Source organism: Methylobacter sp., assembly GCF_023227905.1.
GTDB lineage: Bacteria > Pseudomonadota > Gammaproteobacteria > Methylococcales > Methylomonadaceae > Methylobacter_A.
Map to the genome: position 1 here is coordinate 1 of NZ_JALOCF010000034.1, position 21,080 is coordinate 21,080.

The 21,080-nt window shown below is 50.3% G+C and carries 20 protein-coding genes; 4 read left to right on the forward strand and 16 right to left on the reverse strand.

The features are described from left to right. The 3 genes from M0R47_RS13685 to adk form a co-directional block, all read right to left on the reverse strand. Positions 1-2,296: FimV/HubP family polar landmark protein (locus tag M0R47_RS13685; protein WP_292555778.1), on the reverse strand; the 2,296-nt coding region annotated here is incomplete at its 3' end. A gap of 54 nt (positions 2,297-2,350) precedes the next feature. Next, positions 2,351-3,373: an aspartate-semialdehyde dehydrogenase gene (locus M0R47_RS13690; RefSeq protein WP_292555779.1), complete on the reverse strand. Its 1,023-nt coding sequence runs from the start codon at positions 3,371-3,373 to the stop codon at positions 2,351-2,353. Between the two features lie 268 nt (positions 3,374-3,641). Next, entirely contained in the window at positions 3,642-4,286 is a 645-nt protein-coding gene (gene adk / locus M0R47_RS13695; protein WP_292555781.1) for an adenylate kinase, read from the reverse strand. Positions 4,287-4,734: 448 nt separating this feature from the next. On the opposite strand from adk, the gene M0R47_RS13700 reads away from it, so the two are divergent. Further along, complete coding sequence (locus tag M0R47_RS13700; protein WP_292555782.1) at positions 4,735-5,298, forward strand: DUF1415 domain-containing protein; 564 nt, start codon at positions 4,735-4,737, stop codon at positions 5,296-5,298. A gap of 6 nt (positions 5,299-5,304) precedes the next feature. Here M0R47_RS13700 and M0R47_RS13705 read toward each other — a convergent pair whose 3' ends face one another. Next, entirely contained in the window at positions 5,305-5,742 is a 438-nt protein-coding gene (locus tag M0R47_RS13705; protein ID WP_292555784.1) for a lysozyme inhibitor LprI family protein, read from the reverse strand. Between the two features lie 58 nt (positions 5,743-5,800). Then, on the reverse strand, positions 5,801-6,715 hold the full coding sequence (locus tag M0R47_RS13710; RefSeq protein WP_292555786.1) for a hypothetical protein: 915 nt from the start codon (positions 6,713-6,715) through the stop codon (positions 5,801-5,803). Between the two features lie 120 nt (positions 6,716-6,835). On the opposite strand from M0R47_RS13710, the gene M0R47_RS13715 reads away from it, so the two are divergent. Then, positions 6,836-7,135, forward strand: coding sequence for a DUF2288 domain-containing protein (locus M0R47_RS13715; protein ID WP_292555788.1), 300 nt, complete (start codon positions 6,836-6,838; stop codon positions 7,133-7,135). Positions 7,136-7,162: 27 nt separating this feature from the next. Here the strand turns inward: M0R47_RS13715 and M0R47_RS13720 are convergent, their stop codons facing one another. The 4 genes from M0R47_RS13720 to M0R47_RS13735 all read right to left on the reverse strand — a co-directional run bounded on the left by M0R47_RS13720 (position 7,163) and on the right by M0R47_RS13735 (position 10,241). Beyond that, positions 7,163-8,473 (reverse strand): DEAD/DEAH box helicase, encoded by a 1,311-nt coding sequence (locus M0R47_RS13720; RefSeq protein ID WP_292555790.1) that lies wholly within the window; start codon positions 8,471-8,473, stop codon positions 7,163-7,165. A 166-nt stretch (positions 8,474-8,639) separates the two neighbouring features. After that, positions 8,640-9,647, reverse strand: a complete 1,008-nt coding sequence (gene moaA / locus M0R47_RS13725) for a GTP 3',8-cyclase MoaA (protein ID WP_292555792.1) — start codon at positions 9,645-9,647, stop codon at positions 8,640-8,642. Positions 9,648-9,760: 113 nt separating this feature from the next. Next, entirely contained in the window at positions 9,761-10,030 is a 270-nt protein-coding gene (locus tag M0R47_RS13730) for a type II toxin-antitoxin system RelE/ParE family toxin (RefSeq protein ID WP_292555794.1), read from the reverse strand. Further along, positions 10,023-10,241 (reverse strand): hypothetical protein, encoded by a 219-nt coding sequence (locus tag M0R47_RS13735; RefSeq protein ID WP_292555795.1) that lies wholly within the window; start codon positions 10,239-10,241, stop codon positions 10,023-10,025. Before M0R47_RS13735 ends, M0R47_RS13730 begins: the two co-directional genes overlap by 8 nt. Positions 10,242-10,699: 458 nt before the next feature. On the opposite strand from M0R47_RS13735, the gene M0R47_RS13740 reads away from it, so the two are divergent. Next, positions 10,700-11,029: a hypothetical protein gene (locus tag M0R47_RS13740; RefSeq protein WP_292555796.1), complete on the forward strand. Its 330-nt coding sequence runs from the start codon at positions 10,700-10,702 to the stop codon at positions 11,027-11,029. A gap of 342 nt (positions 11,030-11,371) precedes the next feature. Continuing rightward, positions 11,372-12,268: an ornithine cyclodeaminase family protein gene (locus M0R47_RS13745; protein WP_292555798.1), complete on the forward strand. Its 897-nt coding sequence runs from the start codon at positions 11,372-11,374 to the stop codon at positions 12,266-12,268. A gap of 115 nt (positions 12,269-12,383) precedes the next feature. Here the strand turns inward: M0R47_RS13745 and M0R47_RS13750 are convergent, their stop codons facing one another. The 7 genes from M0R47_RS13750 to M0R47_RS13780 all read right to left on the reverse strand — a co-directional run bounded on the left by M0R47_RS13750 (position 12,384) and on the right by M0R47_RS13780 (position 21,031). Next, entirely contained in the window at positions 12,384-13,745 is a 1,362-nt protein-coding gene (locus M0R47_RS13750; RefSeq protein WP_292555800.1) for a cellulase family glycosylhydrolase, read from the reverse strand. A gap of 463 nt (positions 13,746-14,208) precedes the next feature. Next, positions 14,209-15,132: a Nudix family hydrolase gene (locus M0R47_RS13755; protein WP_292555802.1), complete on the reverse strand. Its 924-nt coding sequence runs from the start codon at positions 15,130-15,132 to the stop codon at positions 14,209-14,211. 266 nt (positions 15,133-15,398) lie between these two features. Beyond that, complete coding sequence (argJ, locus tag M0R47_RS13760) at positions 15,399-16,613, reverse strand: bifunctional glutamate N-acetyltransferase/amino-acid acetyltransferase ArgJ (protein WP_292555804.1); 1,215 nt, start codon at positions 16,611-16,613, stop codon at positions 15,399-15,401. 170 nt (positions 16,614-16,783) lie between these two features. Beyond that, on the reverse strand, positions 16,784-17,929 hold the full coding sequence (locus M0R47_RS13765; RefSeq protein WP_292555806.1) for a cation diffusion facilitator family transporter: 1,146 nt from the start codon (positions 17,927-17,929) through the stop codon (positions 16,784-16,786). 206 nt (positions 17,930-18,135) lie between these two features. Continuing rightward, on the reverse strand, positions 18,136-18,369 hold the full coding sequence (locus M0R47_RS13770; protein ID WP_292555808.1) for a sulfurtransferase TusA family protein: 234 nt from the start codon (positions 18,367-18,369) through the stop codon (positions 18,136-18,138). Next, positions 18,366-19,412 carry a tRNA (5-methylaminomethyl-2-thiouridylate)-methyltransferase gene (locus M0R47_RS13775; RefSeq protein ID WP_292555810.1) on the reverse strand — a complete coding sequence of 349 codons (1,047 nt, stop codon included), beginning with the start codon at positions 19,410-19,412 and terminating at the stop codon, positions 18,366-18,368. The genes M0R47_RS13770 and M0R47_RS13775 overlap by 4 nt, the downstream gene beginning before the upstream one ends. A 188-nt stretch (positions 19,413-19,600) precedes the next feature. Further along, positions 19,601-21,031, reverse strand: a complete 1,431-nt coding sequence (locus tag M0R47_RS13780; protein ID WP_292555812.1) for a PilT/PilU family type 4a pilus ATPase — start codon at positions 21,029-21,031, stop codon at positions 19,601-19,603. Positions 21,032-21,080: the final 49 nt, after the last annotated feature.

Sequence of the window (21,080 nt, forward strand, 5' to 3'; positions counted from 1 at the left end):
TCTCTTCGGTATTCATTGAAAACGAGCTTAGATCGAAATCAACGCTTTCTATTTCTGCGCCCGGCTTATCCGCAACAGCGCTGAGAACGGCAGAGTCATCTGCAGTCTCTTGGTTATCCATTGAAAACGAGCTTAGGTCGAAATCCATGTCTTCGTTATCTCGTTGTTCATCAACAAAAGGATCACCTTCAGCTTCAGATAAAACCGAATCAATATCCACTGCCTCACTCTTTGGCTCTATTGTTTCCTTGACCAAGCTTTCACTGGCTGATGCCTCTAAAGGAGCAGCTTCAATAGTTATACTTCCATTGTTCCCTATAATGCTTTCATCACTATTTTCAACGGGGGTACCGTCAGTGATTGGAAATAAATCTTCTCCGGAAGAAAACATCGGCAAGTCGGGGCACATTTCACGCCCCATCTCGGCCGCTTTCTCCCAAAACTCGGCCTCATTCCGCTTGCCTGCCTCTACCAGCTCATTAGCATAGGCTTCAAAAGCTGCTTTGTTTTCGTTAGCGTAAAAAATTTCCAGCAATTTCAACTTGCATTCATCGCGGTTCGGCTGATCTTTAATCGCCTGCCGTATTAATTCTTCGGCCTGTTGATAGCGGCCATAGGCAAGATACACATCAGCCTCGGATATAGGATCAATTTCCCCTTGATCAGTATCGAATGAATCAAAGTCACTCGGCGTAAATTCACTTAAGAAAGAACTTTCGCCTACCGTACCCACATCATGAGCGGCGTCATCCTCGACGACCGGTACGGAAAGGCTCTCATTTACTTCAGGGGTATTAATCATATCGGTAGAGGCAAACATACTCTCTGTGTTCGTTTCCTCGTCAACCTTATTTTTCCGCCACCAAAGCCACCCCATCAACGCCAAAATTGCTGACCCAGCGCCCCCCAGACTCAGATAATAAGAATCAAGTAAACCGCCCGCCTCAGGTTCCGGTTGAGCGAGTGGTTGTACCGGTTTTACTGTTTGGGCGGGTTGCACTGGTTGTGCCGTTTGTGCTGGCGGAACTACTTGCGCTGGTTGCACAACAGCTTGTTCAGGAGCAGGCGGCACTTGGTTCGCAGGTTTTTCCGCTACAACCTCACCCGGCGCTGACTCAGCTGGCTGAAGAACTGGCGTTACTTGATCTTCAAGCTTGGCCGCCACACTCTCGTTTGGCGCTGCCTGCTCCTGAACAGCAGGATTTTGCTGAGACTTATTCTGCAAGGCCGCAAGCTGTTGATCTTTTAAAGTGATCAATTCCCGCATCATCGCCAGCTGTTTTTCCAACTCCGCTACTTTGCTGAGCGTCGCGCCATCCACCGGCATGGCGCCACTCGCACCCTCTTCAGATTTACCTTTAGCGATCGCCGAGGATGCATCGGCTACTTTCTTTTCAGTATTTGCCTGTTCATTCACCGACGCTACAACGGCATGATCTGCGACCGCCGCTTTAGTCGGGGCAACCAGCGTTAACTGATTGTCGCCAGACTTTTCCTTCGCATCTACATTGCGGACTGGAGCCGATTGAGTTCTCCAAGCTTTTTTATGCCGGTTGAATTCCGCTAGCGCCTGATTGCGCGATAATTTTAGAACCGCCTCTCTTTCGGGAATCTTCAGCATTTTTCCAGACGTTAAGGCATAAACATTTCCTTTATAGAATGCATGAGGATTGGCTTCAAAAATCGCCATCAACATCTGTTCCACGGAAACGTCGCTTTGTCCTCCTCGTGCACGATCAGCCACGCTCCACATCGTATCATGCGGAAGCGTAGGCCCATATTCGCCATCGTTGCTTTGCGCATTTGCATGCGATTGGGGCTGAAGCGCCACGGCTGGCTGCGGCGTATCATGCTCAGCACTGGTTGAGACGGGAGCGGTCGCTTTGTTATAAACTGAAGGCGGGTCCACTAATACAGTAAATTCACGGTATAAATTGCCTTTGGGCCAGCTTACTTCGAGCAGAAAATCCAGGAAAGGTTCTTTTAACGCTTCTTTCGAAGTCACCTTAATGACTGTCGCGCCATTTGGGCGAGTAACGGTTTCAAGCTTAATTTTCGATAGAAAATAACTCCATGTCACTCCCGCCTCATCAAATTTCCCTGGTGGGGCCAAGTTTACCTTGATGTCAGATACACTCTCGCCTGACAATGTCAACGCAATCTCGGCGTCCAGGTTTTGATTAAGGGATGAGTGCAATTTAATATCACCAATACCCAAAGTATGGCCACTAGCCGGTGCCAGGAGCGATACAACCGCTAAAGTTTTAGTTAAATTGCGCACCTTGCTCTTCTTCACAATAGTTACCACAGTTTCTTACCGCGTCCAGTCAAATGTAAGAATAAGCTTAGACTAGATGTAATTTTTTACCAGCACTTCTGCTATCTGCACACTGTTTAATGCGGCGCCTTTTCGAACGTTATCGCCCACCACCCACAGATCAATTCCCTGGGGATGCGATATGTCTTCTCGGATGCGCCCTACAAACACGTCATCATGGCCTGACGACTCGGTCACCGCCGTTGGATAACCGCCGTCTTTACGCTCATCCATAACCGTCAAGCCAGGCGCTTTTTCAAGCAAAGCTCTTACTGTGGCTACATCAATTTTTTTACGGGTTTCAATATGCACGGCCTCGGAATGTCCGTAAAAAACCGGTACCCGTACTGCAGTCGCATTCACCAAAACGCTGTCATCACCGAGAATTTTTTGAGTTTCCCAAACCATCTTCATTTCTTCCTTGGTGTAGCCGTTGTCCATGAACACATCAATCTGCGGCAATACGTTGAAAGCGATCTGTTTGGGGTAGACGTTTGTGGTAATGGCTTGCATATTGAGCAGATTGGCCGTTTGCTTGGCTAGCTCTTCTATGGCTTCTTTGCCGGTTCCCGAAACGGCCTGATAGGTGCACACGTTGATGCGCTCAATCCCTACGGCATCATAGATCGGCTTTAACGCCACCAACATTTGAATGGTTGAGCAATTGGGATTAGCGATAATGCCGCGATTTTTATAATCGGCGATTTTCTCAGGATTGACCTCCGGCACTACTAGCGGAATATCGTCGTCATAGCGAAACTGTGAGGTGTTATCAATCACGATACAACCGGCTGCGGCGGCTTTGGGCGCATATTCCGCCGACACGGATGCACCGGGTGAGAACAACCCGATCTGCGCCTTGGAAAAATCAAAGTTCGCCAAATCCTGTACGACTAAAGACCCGCCCTTAAAAGGGATTCTTTTACCCGCTGAATTACTGCTGGCCAATGCATAGACTTCGCCGACAGGAAAATTGCGCTCTTCCAGAATAGACAGCATGGCTTCACCCACCGCTCCGGTAGCACCAACCACAGCAACATTATAGAGTTTGGTCATCTTATCGGCCCTTCTGTGCAGCTAAAACAGGCGCACGCATCCACAACATGGCAATGCAACCTAAACATATGCCGGTCGGTAAAACTACAACTTTCTTTGTCATTAACTTTAAAACCTTATTAATCTGAATTTGAATACTGATGATCACGGAATATTTTTGAGTGCCGTGTTACGTGAATTGGACTGCGCTATTTACATCCAAATTTGCTGCTCCAACGTTCCGGATTAACGGAAGCACTCTCTGGAGCACAAAAGCCGTTAATCCAGCCTATGCTCCCTCTAAAACGGCAAAAACTTTTCTGGTAATCTCATCGACGCTGCCGACACCGGCTATCGAACTGAACTTGACCTGCCGCTCCGGCGCTGAATAATAGCCGACCAAGGGTTTAGTTTGTTCATGATAAACGCTGAGCCGTTTACGTACGGTTTCTTCCTTGTCGTCGTCACGCTGAATCAAAGGCTCACCGGTCACATCATCAAGCCCGTCAACTTTGGGTGGATTAAATTCAACATGATAAGTGCGCCCGGATTGTAAATGCACTCTTCTGCCGGCCATGCGTTTTACAATTTCCTCATCTGCCACCACGATTTCAATAACCGTATCGATGTTAACGCCCATTTCATTTAGACCTTCTGCCTGAGCGATAGTGCGAGGAAAACCGTCCAGCAAAAAGCCGTTAGCGCAATCGGTCTGTGCAATACGCTCTTTAATCAACCCTAAGATAATGTCATCGGAAACCAGACCACCGGCGTCCATGACTTTTTTTGCTTCGACACCCAACGGTGTTCCTTCTCTTACCGCGGCCCGCAACATGTCACCCGTTGAGATCTGCGGAATGGCGTACTTTTCAGTGATAAATTGAGCTTGAGTTCCTTTGCCGGAACCAGGACTCCCTAACAGGATGATGCGCATAACTAACTCCATTGTGTCGCTAAGACAGATTTAGACTCTAAACATAACAGCTCGCGGAGGTCGAATGAGTTAAACCCGGCCTGCAAACCAAACAAAAACATGGCTGATTATTTTATAACACATCAAATTTTATCTCTTGTAAAAATATGTTGATTTCCCTATTCTTAGTCAGTTTTTTGGAATATATGTTGAAGATTTAGTGGCTTTGCGGTCGAGTGACACGATTGGACTGACCTAACTTTTCTTTAATCCGTTATAAAGAGCAGTTGTCACTTAACTTATCGTTAAAAAGGCAACTTTATCGGCATCAGTTTTTCCACTGACATGATCTGGATTTTTTTCGTCAATAGAAAAATCGCGACCCATCAGCTAAATAATAATGATACAACCTGTGTCATTCCAAAAGCCCTATGCGATGAGGCTTTCCTGTTTTAACCGGCAACAAACCATGACCCATAAAACCTCCGATCAAGACATTAAAGACGCAACATTGACATGGTTAAAATCCATCATCATTGAATACAGCATCTGCCCGTTCGCAAAACGCGAACTCAATCGGGGCAGCATCCGCTTCAGCGTCAATCACGACACGGAAATTGAACAATGCCTGCTGAGCTTGATACTTGAATGTGACCGGCTGGATAAAGAACCCGACATTGAAACCACATTGCTGATTTATGCGGATGCGTTTGCAGAATTCGACGACTATCTGGATTTCCTTGAAATCGCCGAATCATTGTTAATTGAACAGGGCTATGAAGGTACTTACCAGCTGGCAAGTTTTCACCCCGACTACTGCTTTCAAGGCAGCGATCCGGACGACGCCGCCAATTACACCAACCGCTCCCCCTACCCTATGCTGCACCTGTTGCGGGAAGCCAGCCTAGAACAAGCCGTAGCCGGCCACCCTGATCCGGAAAACATCCCGCAACGCAACATCGAATTAACCCGAAAACTGGGTTTGTCCAAAATGCAGGCTTTGTTGGCGGCGTGCTTTCCGGCTGACCAATAACTTAAATCAGTCTTGTTGCTTAAAACCTTCTAATTCTTTAGCCCGTACGGCAGTAGCAGACATGAAACAGTCATTGGCATTAACCCTGGCTATCGATCCTCCCTCAGGATCGTAATAAAAATCACAGTTAGCCTTTCTGTATTTAAGCCATAACCGCTGGGCTTCCTGCAACTGTTTCTTGCGCTCGGGAGTTAAACTGCCCATAACGTCTTTATAGGCCTTGTTTAACCGGACATCTTGCCGCCCCGTTTCAGCCTCTATGCATTCAATCATTGATAAAGTGCTGCCGTTAGACAGGTCCATGCAGGCTGAAAACGTTTGACTTAAACCGTTATTTCCCGGCAATTGCTCCTGCGTTGCTTTATCTCCATCATCAGCAACAGCCGGAGCAACTGTTGCAGCTATCAGCCCGGCAATCGCCGCATATTTAAAAAACGACATCATTGACCTGTCCAGATTTAATCCGAAATCACACTCAGCTTTTTCTATGGCCAAACTGGTTTCAGTTTTTTTCGGTTACAGGAATCTCTTCATCAACTTCCGTTTTATTTTCAACAACGGTTTCGGATTCAGTAACAGCAGAAGCCTCTTCAACCGCAACTTCGGCTTCATCCTCGGCATGATCATCGCCAACATCCGCCTCTTCATTGATAGGCGCAACTGCCGCGGCGGCAAACGGATTCCTCTCTGCATCATCTGCACCGTCTTCGGTTTTTTCATCTGAAACCGCATCATCCGCAATGGCTTCGATTTTTTCATCCGAAGCTGCATCTGCACCTGTTGGATCATTAATTTCAGCAACCGCTTCCGGCTTTTTATTTAAAGACTCCATAAAATCGACAAACCAGTCCTGACGCTTAACGCCATCCAGATCCGGGTCGGCAAGAATATCGGAGACGGCTGGCAAATACCCTTTGTTTTTAGAGACTTCCAGGGCATTGTGACATGCCTCTTTCTCGCCTCTTAATCCGTAGATGCAAGCCAGGTTATACGAAGCCGATCCGGCCTGAATGGCATTGGCTTTTTCAAAATAGTTTTTAGCCATGCCATACAAGCTGTCATGCGCCCCAGCCGCTTTAACCCGGGCCAACTCCATATAAGCCACGCCGCCATCCAATGCCGCGCCAAGATAGGCTGGCTCAACAGTCAGGCAAAAGGAGAATTTAGCAATAGCATCCTGATACAGGTTTGCCGCCTGCTCGCGAGATTTGGTCCGCGCCTGATGCAACAATGCAAGCCCCCAATTATATAAAGCTTCGGCAATCAAAGGCTCGTTAGCGACGACCTCGGCATAATCCTGGTAAACTTTTGTAAACAGCTGATCCGCCGCATAGCCTGAGTTACTACGCGCTTCCGCAGTTTGCTTGATTGCAGCCTTCAACTTGGATTTCTTTGATATGGAGTCAAAAAACGACATGATTTATCTCTCTTGATTTAGTAATTTATAATCGTGCGCTATAGAATAACAGCAGAGCTGATAACGACACCATTCAAATGTGCAAATAACACATTGCCGACCCACAACAAAGAGAAAATCATGAACGAATCAAACGCTTGCGACATTGCCAGAGAAAAAGTCAACCTGGAAACATCGCGAATAGCCTGGAAGGAACTGCAACGCTTTTTTGCCAACGGCGCCGCAGTATTTGTTGCCTCAGACTTGGATTTGGTCGATGTGGCCTACCAGTTTTCCATCGACAATAAAGAGCAGGTAGCGTTATGGATGCAAAGCAATCAGGTTGCGCTGGTATCCGATCAGCAGGCAATTGACTGGCTTGAGTCTGACGCCGATGTGTGGGCTGTTGTCGTCAAGCCCTGGATATTGGTTCAGGAATAAATCGCACCGTTTAAGGCGCGCCTCGCCTTAAACCTTACCTCTCGAACCCGCCCGGCCCTTGCCTCTGGCATCGCCCCGCTTATTACCGCCGGTCGGTTTAGCACTGCCGCGTGCCGCCGGCTTTTTAGTATGCCGGTAATCTTTTTTTCCGGTATTTTTATTGGGTGCGTTCTTTTTAGGCGCATCCATCACTTTCAATGAAACCGGCTCATAACCGGTATCGGCCACGCGCGGAATTTGCCGCTTGAGCAGCTTTTCAATTTCCACCAGCATCCAGGCTTCTTCGGGGCACACCAGAGACAAAGCCTCGCCGCTCAAACCGGCGCGTCCGGTACGGCCGATCCGATGCACATAATCTTCCGGCACCTGCGGCAAATCGAAATTCACCACATGCGGCAAGTCGTCAATATCCAGGCCGCGCGCGGCAATGTCGGTCGCGACCAACACCGAAACCTTACCGGTTTTAAACTGCTCCAACGCCTTGTTGCGCGCGCCTTGGGTTTTATCGCCATGCAGCGCTGCGGTGCGGATGCCGTCCTCGATCAACTGCTTTTCCAGACGATCGGCGCCGTGTTTGGTGCGCACGAATACCAGCACCTGCTTCCAATTATTGCTGCCGATTAAATAGGACAGCAATTCGCGCTTGTACTCCCGGCCGATGCCGTAAACCCGCTCAGAGACATTTTCAGCCGTGGCGTTCTGCTTGGCGACTTCGACCTCAACGGGATTATTCAACAACTGCGAGGCCAGCGATTTGATCGCATTAGGCACGGTCGCGGAAAACAACAGGCTCTGCCGCTTCTTAGGGATCAACGCCATAATCTGCTTAATATCGGGCAGAAAACCCATATCGAGCATGCGGTCCGCTTCATCCAGCACCAGCATTTCCACGTTGGCCAGATTGATATTGCGCTGCTGCACATGATCGATCAACCGCCCCGGAGTCGCCACGACGATGTCGCAACCCCGGCGTAACTGGCGAGTCTGGATGCCAATGCTCGCGCCACCAACCACCGCTTCCGCATGCAACGGCAAATGCGCGCCGTACGTTTTTACGCTTTCGTAGACCTGAGCGGCCAACTCACGGGTCGGCACTAAAATCAGCGCGCGAACGCGGCGCGGCTTTTGATGCGGGTCATGATTCTCGGCCAGCCGTTGCAATAACGGCAAGGTAAAACTGGCGGTTTTTCCGGTGCCGGTTTGCGCACCCGCCAGCACATCCTTGCCTTCAAGAATCAAGGGAATGGCTTTTTGTTGTACCGGTGTCGGCGTGACATAGCCTTGATCGGCTACGGCTTTAAGGAGTTCGTCGGCTAAACCGAGCTGGGCGAAAGACATTTTTTAAAATCTCAGGTAAATGGTGAAAAAGGCAAAAGACGAAGGGCGAAAGGCGAAGGACTCCAGCCGAACGGGGTTGCACTCCTCATCCGGCTTGTACAAGACCCAAGGCTCAATATCTCACGCGGCTTTTTTCGCCTTTCGTCTTGAGCCTTTCGCCTGCTTTTCAGCCCCCCGTCATATTCATATAGCGCAATATAACCGGCTGCTCATGGATGTTAAATTCGTGCTTTTCCGGCTTGATCAGCATCGCATCGACAATGACCTGTTTCAGCACCGCCATATCGCCTGGATTAGCCCGGATGACTTGCTTTAAATCGACCGAATGCTCATTGCCCAGACATAACAGCAAGCGCCCTTCGACCGTTAAGCGCACCCGGTTGCAAGTGCTGCAAAAATTCTCGCTGTGCGGGGAAATAAAGCCGACGCGGGTTGAACTGCCCGCCACAGTAAAATAATTCGACGGCCCGCCGGTTTTTTCAGGCGTGGCAATCAAGGTAAAATTCTTCGCCAAATCGTCCTTGATCAGATCACTGGAATAATAAGCGTCCGCCCGGTCATGCTGGCTGACGACGCCCAGCGGCATTTCCTCGATAAAGCTGATATCGAGGCCGTTATCGACCGCAAACCGAACCAGGTCGTTCACTTCCTGATGGTTTCTATCCCTAAGAATGACCGCATTGATTTTTATCCGCTCAAACCCTGACGCCTTGGCGGCCTGAATGCCCCTAAGCACCTGCGCCAAATCGCCGGTCCGGGTTATCGCCTTAAACTTGTCGGCATCCAGCGTATCCAGGCTGATATTGACGCGTTTGACGCCCGCCTCTTTTAATGATGCCGCCATACCCTCAAGCTGGGAGCCGTTGGTCGTAATCACCAGCTCATTCAGGCTTTCAATGCGCCCGATGTTTTGCAGCAGTTCTAACGCGCCTTTCCTGACCAAAGGCTCGCCGCCGGTTATTCGGATCTTCTTCACGCCCAACTCAGCGAACGCTTGCGCCAGCGTATAAATCTCTTCCAGCGTCAAAACCTGCGCGCGCGGCAGGAACGTCATGTCCTCAGCCATGCAATACAGGCAACGGAAATCGCAACGGTCGGTAATAGAGATTCTCAGGTAATCAACGGTTCTGCCGAAGCGGTCGATTAATTGAGCAGAGGGGGACGGATGAGTCATTGGCGTGGCGGTAAAAAATCCAGAACGCCAATATTAACATAGTATTGGGCTTTTAAGAGAGCGGCTATGTTCCTGATCGCCGTATTTGGAAACGGTTGACCCATTATGATGGATTATTTATAAATGTCTTTCCGGTGTCCAATTTCCAACAGCAAGATGATTAACTCGCTGTCTTTTACCTGACAAACCAACCGATAATCTCCAATTCGATAACGCCATAATCCGGTATATCGCTTTCCTTGCAGCGCCTTGCCGTGCGAACGGGGATTGTCAGTTTCAATAAGTCGATCTATAAACCGTCCAATTCGCTGCTTTGTACCGGTATCGAGTGATTTTAACGATTTAGCCGCACTGCCCTTTAACTTGACCTGCCATTTACTCATAAAGGCTTTTTTTAGCCTCGCTCCAGTCAATCAGCTCATCGTCATTGTTACCAAGTTCATCCAGCGCTTCTTCTGCAAGCAGCGCATCATTGTAATCGGCTAAATATTCGCGCAAGGCATCATTAACGGCTTGGTCTATAGAGATATGCGCTTGTTTAGCCAGCTGGCTAAATTGTCTGTCGAGCTGTTCGTCAAGAATTACTGCTGTCATTATTTAATCCCCTTGATGTCGTTCTTACGACTGGTTTCACTGTTCCTACGCAAGGAAGCACTCGGTTAATAAAATGATGCGCAACCGAATGAGCCATTAAGGCTACGATAAAAATTCCAGACACCAATATTAACATAGCATTAGCCTTTTAAGAGAAGTCATGCAGGGTGCACTGCGCGCTACAGTGCTGTTGATTTTTGAGCGGATAGGGGGGCGCGCTCAAGCCACGGAGGCTAAATTACGTCCTGGCTGTCGCCGTAACTAAAACGTTACAAAATAAGCTACAATTCCTACCTGCGTAAATGTCGTATTTACCTGTTCATCATGTCCTGTTGGCTGTAGTGATGTTCAATTAAAACAATTAAGTAGGTGAGATTATGATGAATATACGACAACACGATTTTTTATACGACAATTGATGTTGTATATATTACGTTGGGCATTGCGAGGTCATGCATATGAATATTAAATTTTCTTTGGTAATCGCCACACTTGCTCTCCTCGGCTTTTGCGGCACATCTTCCGCCAGTGTCGAAAGTGAACTCAAGCACATGACCGGTTATACCATCATTTACGCAGGGGTCGTACAAGAAAAGATAGAGCGAAACTACTCGGAGAAGTTACTCAAACTGGACAACGGCTGGGTATTCAAGCTTGACTATCTAATGCTTATGCCGCTGAACTTTACCGACGTTATTGTCTTCGGAAAGCGCTACCCAGAAGCCCTCACAAAACAGTATCCAAATCTACCAGAGCAGATGCTCTATCAATTCAAACTGCTTCATTGATCAAGACGTTTGCGATGCGTCATTGGTAAAGTAGCCATGTAGATGCCGTCTCGCCGCCCCTTGTGTAAGTGAAAAATTTGGGTCAAATGGCTTACCCGACTGGATAGCAAAGGCGAGATGCACCAACTTACGCATTGAGGCGCAAACGATGGCCATGCGTTTTTTCCGTTGGCCTCCAAGCGCAATCGGAACGCTCGGATGATCGGATTGTGTTGGCCTGCGACTATGGCAGACATATACAGCCTGGTAAGGGGGCGCATTGCGCCCCTTTCCAATATGCGGATATTCTGAATTTGTAAATGGTGCGCGGTGCGCACCCTACTACCCAACGAGAGGATACGAATGCATTTTATAGATGAAGCAACGATAGCCAGCGTTTTACGCATGCAGGACCTGATTCCGGCGATGCGCCAGACCATGATTGATTTCTCGCGTGGCCGGATTGATCAACCGCCCCGCCGCATGTCGGCCGTTCAGCCGCACGGCGGTTTTTTCGGAAGCATGCCGGCGGCAAGCGCGCAGGCTGTGGGCGCCAAGCTGGTCACATTCTACCCGGACAACGACAAAAAGAATCTCCCTACGGTGATGGCGACGATCGTGCTGTTCAAGCCCGAAACCGGCGAGCCGCTGGCAACGCTGGATGGCCGCTTAATTACCGAAATGCGAACCGCAGCCGTCACTGCGGCCTATATCGATGCCGTTGCCGCGCCGGATGTGAAGACTCTTGCGGTCTTGGGTGCCGGCGCGCAAGGCAGGCGACATATTGAGGCCTTATCCTGCGTCCGCAAGTTCGAGGAAATCCGCATCTGGAACCGCACGCCGCAACGGGCCGAACAGCTTGCCGCGGACGTAGGCGGCAAGGCGATGTCATGCGAGGAAGCGGTGCGCGGCGCGGATGTGGTTGTGGTGGCGACCTCCTCCACCGAGCCGGTGCTTAAAGGCCAATGGCTGCGCCAGGGCGCGAAAGTAGCAACCGTCGGTTGGGCGGGCGCGGACAGCGCAGAGGTTGATGCGGAGACGATGTCGCATGTCGTTATTGTCGACTCTCGCGAAGGAACACTGGCGGAATCCGGCAATGTACGACAATTCAACGCCCAGATTTATGCCGAACTCGGCGAAGTCCTCGACGGCACACGGCCAGTGAATCCGAACGCTACCGTGATCTTCGACTCGATCGGCATGGCCTGCGAGGACGTAGCCGCAGCGATGCTGGTCTATAACAAATTAGGCGGAGTTTAAATCCACTTAACATTACATGGAGCCAATGCACTACCAAAGCGCATCAATTGCGAGCAATACGTCTCCTTCGTCAGCTCACCCTATGCGCTCGACGCGGCATACGGGATGAACATTATCAGTTCGTTATTGTCATGCTTTCAGGATTCTCGGCGAGCGAGTCGGAAACATAAGAAATATTTTGCTCCGCCTGTTTTTCTAATTTAGCGGCAAAAGCTTGAGTAGGTCGCTTCAGATTTCGGCCTAAAGTTGCTTTTTGCATGGCGTTAATGACGGTAGGGTTGGGTGAAAAATATTTTGACGTGTTCCACTGACTCCATTTGTGTTTGATAGTGTTTAAATCATCCGTAGCAATATCGGCAACATTGCTGTTTTGCCTTGCTGTGTTGTACATACCCCAATTATTGCGGCCCAACACTTTATAAGACCACGTTGTCCAGTGGCTGCCGGTTTCTGTAAATTGCTGAAGTCCGTAATTCCAGGATTCGGCATTTTCGAATAGCGTAAATTCCCCTATAAAATGCGGTACGTTATATTTTGAACCCCATTTTTGGGCGTCCTGTACCCACCCGTCCACAGAATTTTTCATCACCGCGAAGTCTTCATTGTTTTGCCATTGGTAATAGTGCAAAGAATAGACGACGTTCTCCCAATGCTTCTCTTGGGGATTCGGAAGCGTGTCCCACCACCAGATAGCCTCCATAATGATGATATGGTCGGGATCAATCGTCCGGATAGCGTGATACAGACGGTCGTAAAGATTAACCACCTCAGTCCCCATCCCTCCGGGAAAGGTCTCGGAGGGTTCATTCAGCAGGTCATAACCGGCCACGGCGGCATTATCTTTAAAACGCGTGGCAAGGGTTTCCCAAAGCTCTACCAGTTGATTCTGATAAAGCGGGGTGGAATAAAGCAGAGTGCCGTTTTGCCGGCCTGAATGGTGAGCTCCGTTTTGCGAACCTGGCGCGCCATGCAGATCAAGGATGGTGTAAATCCCATATTCCAGCGCTTTGTTTACGGTCCATTCAATCCGGGATAAATCAATGGCGCCGGTATCGTCCAGCCTCCAGTTACCCTCATCATCCATATGGTTAAGCGCATATATCGGCAAACGGATACAGTTGAGACCGGCTTCGGCGATGTTCTTGAAATCGATTTCCGTGATCCAGGAATCCCAGTAAGCGTTGTATAGATCCCAGACCGCATCTTTGCCAAAACGATCGGTAAGAATATTTCGCGCATCCCACTCGTTTGATGCCCCGGCTAATGGCGACATCCAGGGTTCGTGAACCCTCCAGCCGCCCAGGTTGGTACCGTAAAGATGAACATCTTCACCTACGCCATAATTGTCCCTGATATCCATTCCATCCACTTTAAGAAAATCTGAAGCGGAACAATATAAAGGCGAAGATATCGTCAGTATCCAGAATGCGATGGGTATTTTAGGTAAAATTGAGAGAAAAGCAGATTTCAGTTTCATAAATATCAATAGAGTGTAGTAGATTCGGAATTTGAGTTTTAGTCTCAAGCAAGCTTTCGTTTTTCCTCGAACCATCGGCAAAGAGACAGTGAAAGCATCCAAGTCCAAATTGGTTTTAAGCCGTTCTCAGTAGAGTTTATTTAAAAACACGGGATTTGTCTTATACGACAACAAAATTTTTTCTCGTTCCCACGCGGGCGGATTACATCCCTGTACTCTGGATTTTCCCGTTCCCACGGAACGCGCTCATTGTTATACCCATCTCGACTTCGCTGGCAGGGCGTGCCGTGCGTTGTCTCACAGACACTTGTATAACGATGGGCGCGCTGCGCCGCAAATCGCAGCCAATCCATAAAAACAAGAAGCAACATATCCCCGCTTCACTGGATTTTGATGGATATACTCCAGCTTTTGCCGAAGCAAGTAGCCCGGATGAAGCGCAGCGGAATCCGGGCTACGGCCCTTAATCCAAAAACGCCCTGATCGCCGCTATCCCCTGCCCTCCGCATTGCCGCGCGGTAATCAGGCTGGATGTTGTCATGCCGCCCAGCGCATAGACAGGCAGGTTGACCTCGGCGACCAGTTCGGCAAATTGCTCCCAGCCCAGCGTTGCCGCGTCCGGATGGGTTTGGGTCGCCAGCACTGGAGCCAGCACGACAAAATCCACGCCGATGTTTTGCGCATGTCGCAGTTGCTCAAGGTTATGGCATGACGCGGCGAGCCATTTGATGTTTTCGGGGCGCGTGGTCAAAGCCATCAAGTCACGGCTGGTCAGGTGGATGCCATCTACTTCGACTGAATAGCCAACGGCGGAATTTATTAGCAGCACGGCTTGTTGCTGTTTGCATAGCGGGCAAGCCTGCTCGATAAATTTTGCGACGGCAGAGGGCGACAGGTTTTTTAGTCTGGCCTGAATCAGCTTGATGTCCCGATTTAATATTTTTTGCAGGTTAGGCAATAACAAGTCTTCGTCCGCATCATCCAGAATCGCATAGTATGGCGGCAACTTAGCTGCGGTGATGATCGGCTGGTTGGCGGCGGGGAACTTATGTTGATCGAGTTCAGTAGGCGCCACCCATTTAAACGGCTGGCCTTCCAGGCTTTTGGCCTCGCCAGAAAATTGTTCGACCAAAAACACGTTCAGCTGCACGAACCGGTCGGGATAGCGGTGGCGGATGGTGATCAGCGGGCTTGCCGCGGTGACGTCGATATTCAGCTCTTCTTTCAGTTCACGGGCCAGCGCCGATTCCGCCGTCTCCGACGCTTCAACCTTGCCGCCGGGGAATTCCCATAAGCCGCCTTGATGCAGTTCGGCATGGCGCAGGGAAATCAGGATTTCTCCTTCCGGGTTTTTGACTACGCCTACGGCAACTTGGAGTGGGTTCATTTTTTAATGGACGCTGGAACGTCTAAGCTCCGATTGCCGGAAACGCCCACCCTGGCTGACGCCGGGTGGTCTTATTCCGGCCTACATCCAAGTCAACGCCCATGCCCAAATGACGGTCTTGAACAGACTTGTGCATAACGACGAGCATGGGAGCATGGGAACGATAAAATTTAAAGATTTCAAAGCAAGCTTTGAAATCCGGTATCTGTGCATTTTTGGAGTACAAAGCTTGCTTTGTGCCTTTCGCCTTTAGTCTTGCGCCTTTTTTAAGTCCTGTATTCAGCGTTGATTTTCACATAATCATACGAAAAGTCGCAGGTTAACACTTCCTGCACAGCACTGCCGCGGCCCAGTTTGACGGTCACGGTGATCTCTTCCCAGTCCATCACCCGCTGCCCGGCTTCCTCGGTGTAATCGTCGGCCCGGCCGCCGTTTCTGACGATGCAGACATCATCCAGATACAATTCAACATCTTCCAGCACCATGTTTTCGACGCCGGCGCGGCCGACCGCGGCCAGTATTCGGCCCCAGTTTGGGTCACTGGCGAAAAAGGCGGTTTTCACCAGCGGCGAATGGGCAATGGTTTTGCCGACGCGCACCGCTTCTTCATCGGTCAAAGCCTGCTCGACGACGATGCGCATCAACTTGGTCGCGCCCTCGCCGTCGCGGACGATGGCTTCCGCCAGTTGTTTGCAAACGGTCATCACAGCATCGGCAAAAATCGGGTAATGCTCGCTGTCGCGGGTGATTTCCGGCGCCTGTGAACAACCGCTCGCCATCAACACGCAGGCGTCATTGGTCGAGGTGTCGCCATCGACGGTGATGCGATTGAATGATTGCTCGACAGCCACAGCCAAGCATTCCTGCAACAGCGTCTGGTCGATTTTGGCGTCGGTGGCCATGAAACCCAGCATCGTCGCCATGTTTGGCTGGATCATGCCCGCGCCTTTAGAAATGCCGTTGATGGTGATGGCTTGGCCGTCGATTTCGATGACCTTGGATACGCCTTTGGGGAAAGTATCGGTGGTCATGATCGCCCGGGCCGCTTTGTCCCAGTTGTTGGCATCCAGGTTGAATACCGCTTCCCGCAACGATGCCTTGATTTTGTTAACCGGTAGCGGCTGGCCGATGACGCCGGTCGAAAAAGGCAGCACTTGTTGAGCTTCGCCACCGACCACTTCGGCCAAGTCCGCGCAGGTCCCCAAAGCGTCCTTCATGCCCTGTTCTCCGGTGCCGGCGTTAGCATTGCCGGAATTGATCAACAGCCAGCGCGGCGTATGGGCCAGGTTTGCTTTGGCCACATGCACGGGCGCGGCGCAAAAAGCGTTCTGGGTAAAAACCGCCGCACAAGTTGCATGCTCGGCCATTTGTATCACCAAGATATCGTCCCTGACGGTTTGCTTGATACCTGCGTTCGCGGTGCCGAGCGTGATACCCGGTATCGGATGCATAGTTGGAAAACTGCACTGCCCTACTGCCATTTGTAAGCCTCGTTTGATTAGATTTACCACGAAGGCTCGAAGTTTTATTTCTTCGTGTCCTCGGCAACTGCTCCTGCGTCGCCTAAAGCGCCTATTTTCGGTGCTCTACCTCCTGCATCCATGCAGTCGTTCGTGCCTTCGTGGTGAGTTTTTAATTTGTAAAATACATGTCAGACTTTAAAAAACACAAACACATTGTCGATTTTTTTGATCTCGACGCGCATCCGCTTGCATTGTTTTTTTATCGCTTCTAACTGCTCGGACTGCTGACTGAGCGCAAAAGGCAAAATCACTTCCACTTCAATCTGGCCGTCCAAATAATGGATTCTGAAATCGTCTATGACCCACTTAAAATCCGCCAGATAGCGATTCAGCAGTTTTTGCACTTCACCGCGAGACAACGGCCTGGATTGCTCTTGCAGGCTTTCGTCGTCTTCAGGATCGACGTGCACCAGCACATCCATCACGTCGTCAAAGCGCTTGATCAAATCGTCCCTGACGATATCGCCGATCATATGCCCTTCCGACACGGTAATGCGGGGATCGACGACAATATGCGCATCAATCAGCGCATCTTCGCCCATTTGCCGGGTGCGCAATAAATGAATGCCTTCGACACCGTCAATCTCGTAGATCGCGGTTCTGATCTCTTCGACCAGCGCCGACGGCAATGAAGTATCGACCAGTTCCTTGATGCTCTCAAACACCAGGTTCAGACCGATTTTAGCCACCATCAACGCAACCACGACGGCGGCAACGCCATCGGCCAACGGGTAACCCAGCATCACCGCGCCTATGCCGATCAAAACCACCAACGATGAAATCGCATCGCTACGTTGGTGCCAGGCATTGGCCAGCAGTAATTTGGAACGGGTGATTTTGGCGATGCGTTTGGTGTATTGGTACAGCCATTCGTTAATCAGGATGGACAGCGTGGCAACGGCCAATGACAACACATTCGGCACCGGCAGACGATCGGTATCCGCCATGCGCTCCATGACCGACCAGACGATAGCGCCGCCGATACCGATTAAGCTAACCCCCAGAATAACCGTCGCGATGGTTTCAAAGCGGCGATGGCCGTAAGGATGGTCATGATCGGCCTCGCGGCTGCCCAGTTTTACCGCAATAATAACCAGCAGATCGCTGAGCAGGTCCGATAGCGAATGAATGCCGTCGGCGATTAAAGCCGCAGATTGTCCGAGGATGCCGAAACCGATTTTGATCAGTGTTTGCAGAACATTAATCGCCGCGCCCGCGTAGCTGGCCCTGGCTTTTAATTTATCCGCTTTTACGGCATCCAAGACTTCAGCCATTATTCGGCCGCTGCTTATATAAATCCTCGTCCCCACACGCTACGTGGGAACGCATCAAGGACGCGCTGCGTCCTGTAACACACAGACACAGCAGAACCCAATTGCTCTCCACAGCTTCACGGGACGCAGCGCGCCGATACTGCATTCCCACGCAGCGAGTGGGAATGCGAAACATGTCGAGTGGGAACGAGGTAACACATAAAACTTCAGCCATTACCGCCCACTTCCAGGATAATAATATATTCATTATCGCCCGAAATGGTTTCCAATACCTTATGCCCGTTGATTCTGCACCATGCCGGAATATCCTGCATAACGCCCGGATCGGTACAGACAACTTCCAGTTGATCGCCCGCTTTAAGCTGCTTAACTTTATCCTGCGTGCGAATGACCGGCAGCGGGCACAGCAGGCGGCGGGCATTTAGTGTTTCTCTGTTCATATATACCATTCCTGCGGGATTTCGTCGGCGCCAAACGGTTTGACCTGAATAGTCCGCTCAGAGCCGTCTTTATCGGCAATGTTCACATCGACTTGTTCGGCAGTGCGACCTTGTCCGTAGCGGGCGGTAATCCGTGCCGCGATGAATAAATCCTCCGCAGAAGGCGAACCATCCACCAGCACCAAAGGACCGGCATGGCTGGCGCAATTCATCGTGATAAATTCTTTTTTGTAGCCCTGCATAAAGCGCCCTTCGCCTTCTTCCCGAGCGACGATGACTTTAAAATGCTGCCCCGGCCTGATATGTCTTCCGACTTTCAGCAACATGACATCATCCAGGTCGTATTGCTTGTTACCGTCGCGCGCTTTCCATAAATCGACCAACTTGGCTGAATAGCTGGCGTCGGTCAGGAAACAGCAGCCGCCCGCAGGCTGGGCATATTCGTTAAAGCCGAGTTGTTCGGCCATCGCCATCTGCGGCTTTCGTGAACGCCCGCTAAAATCGTGCAGCTTTTCCCGGTCGACCCAGCCTTCCCGCTCCGGCAGGGTTGGCGGCAGGCTTTTCGCGCACAAAGGCCGCAATAACAAATCATCTGCGCCTGATTGCTGGGAGATGATCGGCATCGTCGCTTTGCGTTGCGACATCGGCCGTTGCCCGATCACTTCGCCGGTGATGATAAAGTCGAAACCGTTTTCCTTAACCCATTGCTTGGCCTTGTTGACCATGAAAATCTTGCAATCGAGACAAGGATTCATGTTCGCGCCGTAGCCGTGTTTGGGGTTGATCAACACGTCTTTGTATTCTTCGATCACATCGACGATATGCAGCTTGATGCCTAACTGTTCTGCGACCCATAAAGAATTGTTGCGTTTCGGCTTTTCCTTGTCCTTGGCTCTGATCGCATGGGTGTGGCCTTCGACGCAAAAGCCGGTGAAGAAATTGATGCCCTCGACATGAATGCCTTGGTCCATGATGGTTTTAGCCGCCAGCATTGAATCCAGACCGCCGGAAATCAATGCCACTGCTTTTCTTTGTGTACTCATATTGCTCAGAATTGGGGGAAATTTGCTTATTATACCGGCTTCTTTTCCAATTTGGCTTTCAATCAACAGCAGCCCAATTGGGGATGTAGATTAATTCACCACGAAGACACGAAGAACACGAAGTTTTTGCCTAAGCTTTTCTTCGTGTCCTTCGTGCCTTCGTGCCTTCGTGGTGATATGCCTTTAAATCAACCGAAATTGATCTTGGCTTCCAGATCGTTGCTGGAATCGGCATTTTTCAGTGCTTCTTCCAGACTGATTTTTCCCTCTTTGTACAATCCGTACAAGGCGTCGTCAAATGTCCTCATGCCTTTGCTGCCGCTTGATGACATAGCCGATTTAATTTCATGCAGCTCCCCTTTCAGGATCAGGTTGGCTATATGCGGCGTGTTGATCATCACTTCAATGGCCGCGCAGCGCTTCCCTGACGTGTCGGGAATCAGGCGCTGCGAAATAACCGCATTCAAGTTGACGGCAAGATCCATAAACAATTGTGCATGATGATCATGGGGGTACATGTTGATGACCCGCTCCATGGCTTGGTTGGCATTGTTGGCGTGCATGGTCGAGATGCATAAGTGGCCGGTGTTGGCCAACTCCAACGCGGCCGACATGGTTTCCTGATCCCGAATCTCGCCGATCAGGATAACATCGGGCGCTTCCCTCAGACAGGCTTTCAAGGCTCTGGCGTAAGAGTCTGTATCCACGCCGACTTCGCGCTGGTTGACAATGGATTTCAGGTTCGGGTGCGAAAACTCGACCGGGTCTTCAATAGTCAGAATATGGCCGGCCGAATTGGCGTTGCGGTGGTTGATCATGGCCGCCAGCGTGGTCGATTTGCCCGATCCGGTGCCGCCCACCATCAACAACAGGCCCCGCTTAGCCATGATCAGTTCCATCAAAATATCCGGCGTGCCCAACTCTTTGCCGGTAGGAATGACCGACGGGATCAAGCGCATAACCAGGCCGACGGTCTTGCGCTGATAAAAGGCATTGGCGCGAAAACGAGCGCTGCCATCCGGCAGGCTGATCGCAAAATCCAGGTCCCGGGTGATTAAAAACTCGTCGATTTGTTCCTGGGTCATGATCCCGAAAGCGCCCGATTTTGTTAACTCGGGCGTCAGCATAAAATCATCCAGCGCTACAGCCCGACCGAAAATTTTGGCTTTAACCGGCGAATCGACCGTCAAAAACAAATCCGAGGCATTCAGCAGAGCCATTTCCTTCAAGTACGGCAGAATATCCAAATCGCCTTCCGGCGCAGCTCCCAGAACCTGGAAGCTCTCTACTTCCGGCTCATTGGCTTCTTTTGCCAGCGCTGAAGAAGGCACAATAAACAGCACCAAACCGTTATCCTCGACCTTGGCGCTAGCCATAAATTTCTCGCCGTCAGGCGCAGTACAATTGAATTTCAGCGCTTTATTCTGGACCAGTTCCTGCTTTTGGCTGTCATTAATCAGGCTAAAAGTAATTTCCTTGATGATGTTTGAACTTAACTCATTCTTTCCCAGGGGATATTCCTCCCCGGCCAATCCCAAGAGTGCCGGAGAACCTGCTCTCAAAGACAGGCTATCGGCATTTTTTTCCAGCATTAATTTTAAATAGGGTGTCAGGGTCATGTCAGTATCTGGTTTTTATTATAATGAGGGACAAACGGGATGAGCCGAA

Excerpts from the sequence above, each read along its gene's own strand:
- M0R47_RS13690 (WP_292555779.1), bottom strand. The coding sequence starts at position 3,373 with ATGACCAAACTCTATAATGTTGCTGTGGTTGGTGCTACCGGAGCGGTG.
- adk (WP_292555781.1), bottom strand. The coding sequence starts at position 4,286 with ATGCGCATCATCCTGTTAGGGAGTCCTGGTTCCGGCAAAGGAACTCAA.
- M0R47_RS13700 (WP_292555782.1), top strand. The coding sequence starts at position 4,735 with ATGACCCATAAAACCTCCGATCAAGACATTAAAGACGCAACATTGACA.
- M0R47_RS13705 (WP_292555784.1), bottom strand. The coding sequence starts at position 5,742 with ATGATGTCGTTTTTTAAATATGCGGCGATTGCCGGGCTGATAGCTGCA.
- M0R47_RS13710 (WP_292555786.1), bottom strand. The coding sequence starts at position 6,715 with ATGTCGTTTTTTGACTCCATATCAAAGAAATCCAAGTTGAAGGCTGCA.
- M0R47_RS13715 (WP_292555788.1), top strand. The coding sequence starts at position 6,836 with ATGAACGAATCAAACGCTTGCGACATTGCCAGAGAAAAAGTCAACCTG.
- M0R47_RS13720 (WP_292555790.1), bottom strand. The coding sequence starts at position 8,473 with ATGTCTTTCGCCCAGCTCGGTTTAGCCGACGAACTCCTTAAAGCCGTA.
- moaA (WP_292555792.1), bottom strand. The coding sequence starts at position 9,647 with ATGACTCATCCGTCCCCCTCTGCTCAATTAATCGACCGCTTCGGCAGA.
- M0R47_RS13730 (WP_292555794.1), bottom strand. The coding sequence starts at position 10,030 with ATGAGTAAATGGCAGGTCAAGTTAAAGGGCAGTGCGGCTAAATCGTTA.
- M0R47_RS13735 (WP_292555795.1), bottom strand. The coding sequence starts at position 10,241 with ATGACAGCAGTAATTCTTGACGAACAGCTCGACAGACAATTTAGCCAG.
- M0R47_RS13740 (WP_292555796.1), top strand. The coding sequence starts at position 10,700 with ATGAATATTAAATTTTCTTTGGTAATCGCCACACTTGCTCTCCTCGGC.
- M0R47_RS13745 (WP_292555798.1), top strand. The coding sequence starts at position 11,372 with ATGCATTTTATAGATGAAGCAACGATAGCCAGCGTTTTACGCATGCAG.
- M0R47_RS13750 (WP_292555800.1), bottom strand. The coding sequence starts at position 13,745 with ATGAAACTGAAATCTGCTTTTCTCTCAATTTTACCTAAAATACCCATC.
- M0R47_RS13755 (WP_292555802.1), bottom strand. The coding sequence starts at position 15,132 with ATGAACCCACTCCAAGTTGCCGTAGGCGTAGTCAAAAACCCGGAAGGA.
- argJ (WP_292555804.1), bottom strand. The coding sequence starts at position 16,613 with ATGGCAGTAGGGCAGTGCAGTTTTCCAACTATGCATCCGATACCGGGT.
- M0R47_RS13765 (WP_292555806.1), bottom strand. The coding sequence starts at position 17,929 with ATGGCTGAAGTCTTGGATGCCGTAAAAGCGGATAAATTAAAAGCCAGG.
- M0R47_RS13770 (WP_292555808.1), bottom strand. The coding sequence starts at position 18,369 with ATGAACAGAGAAACACTAAATGCCCGCCGCCTGCTGTGCCCGCTGCCG.
- M0R47_RS13775 (WP_292555810.1), bottom strand. The coding sequence starts at position 19,412 with ATGAGTACACAAAGAAAAGCAGTGGCATTGATTTCCGGCGGTCTGGAT.
- M0R47_RS13780 (WP_292555812.1), bottom strand. The coding sequence starts at position 21,031 with ATGACCCTGACACCCTATTTAAAATTAATGCTGGAAAAAAATGCCGAT.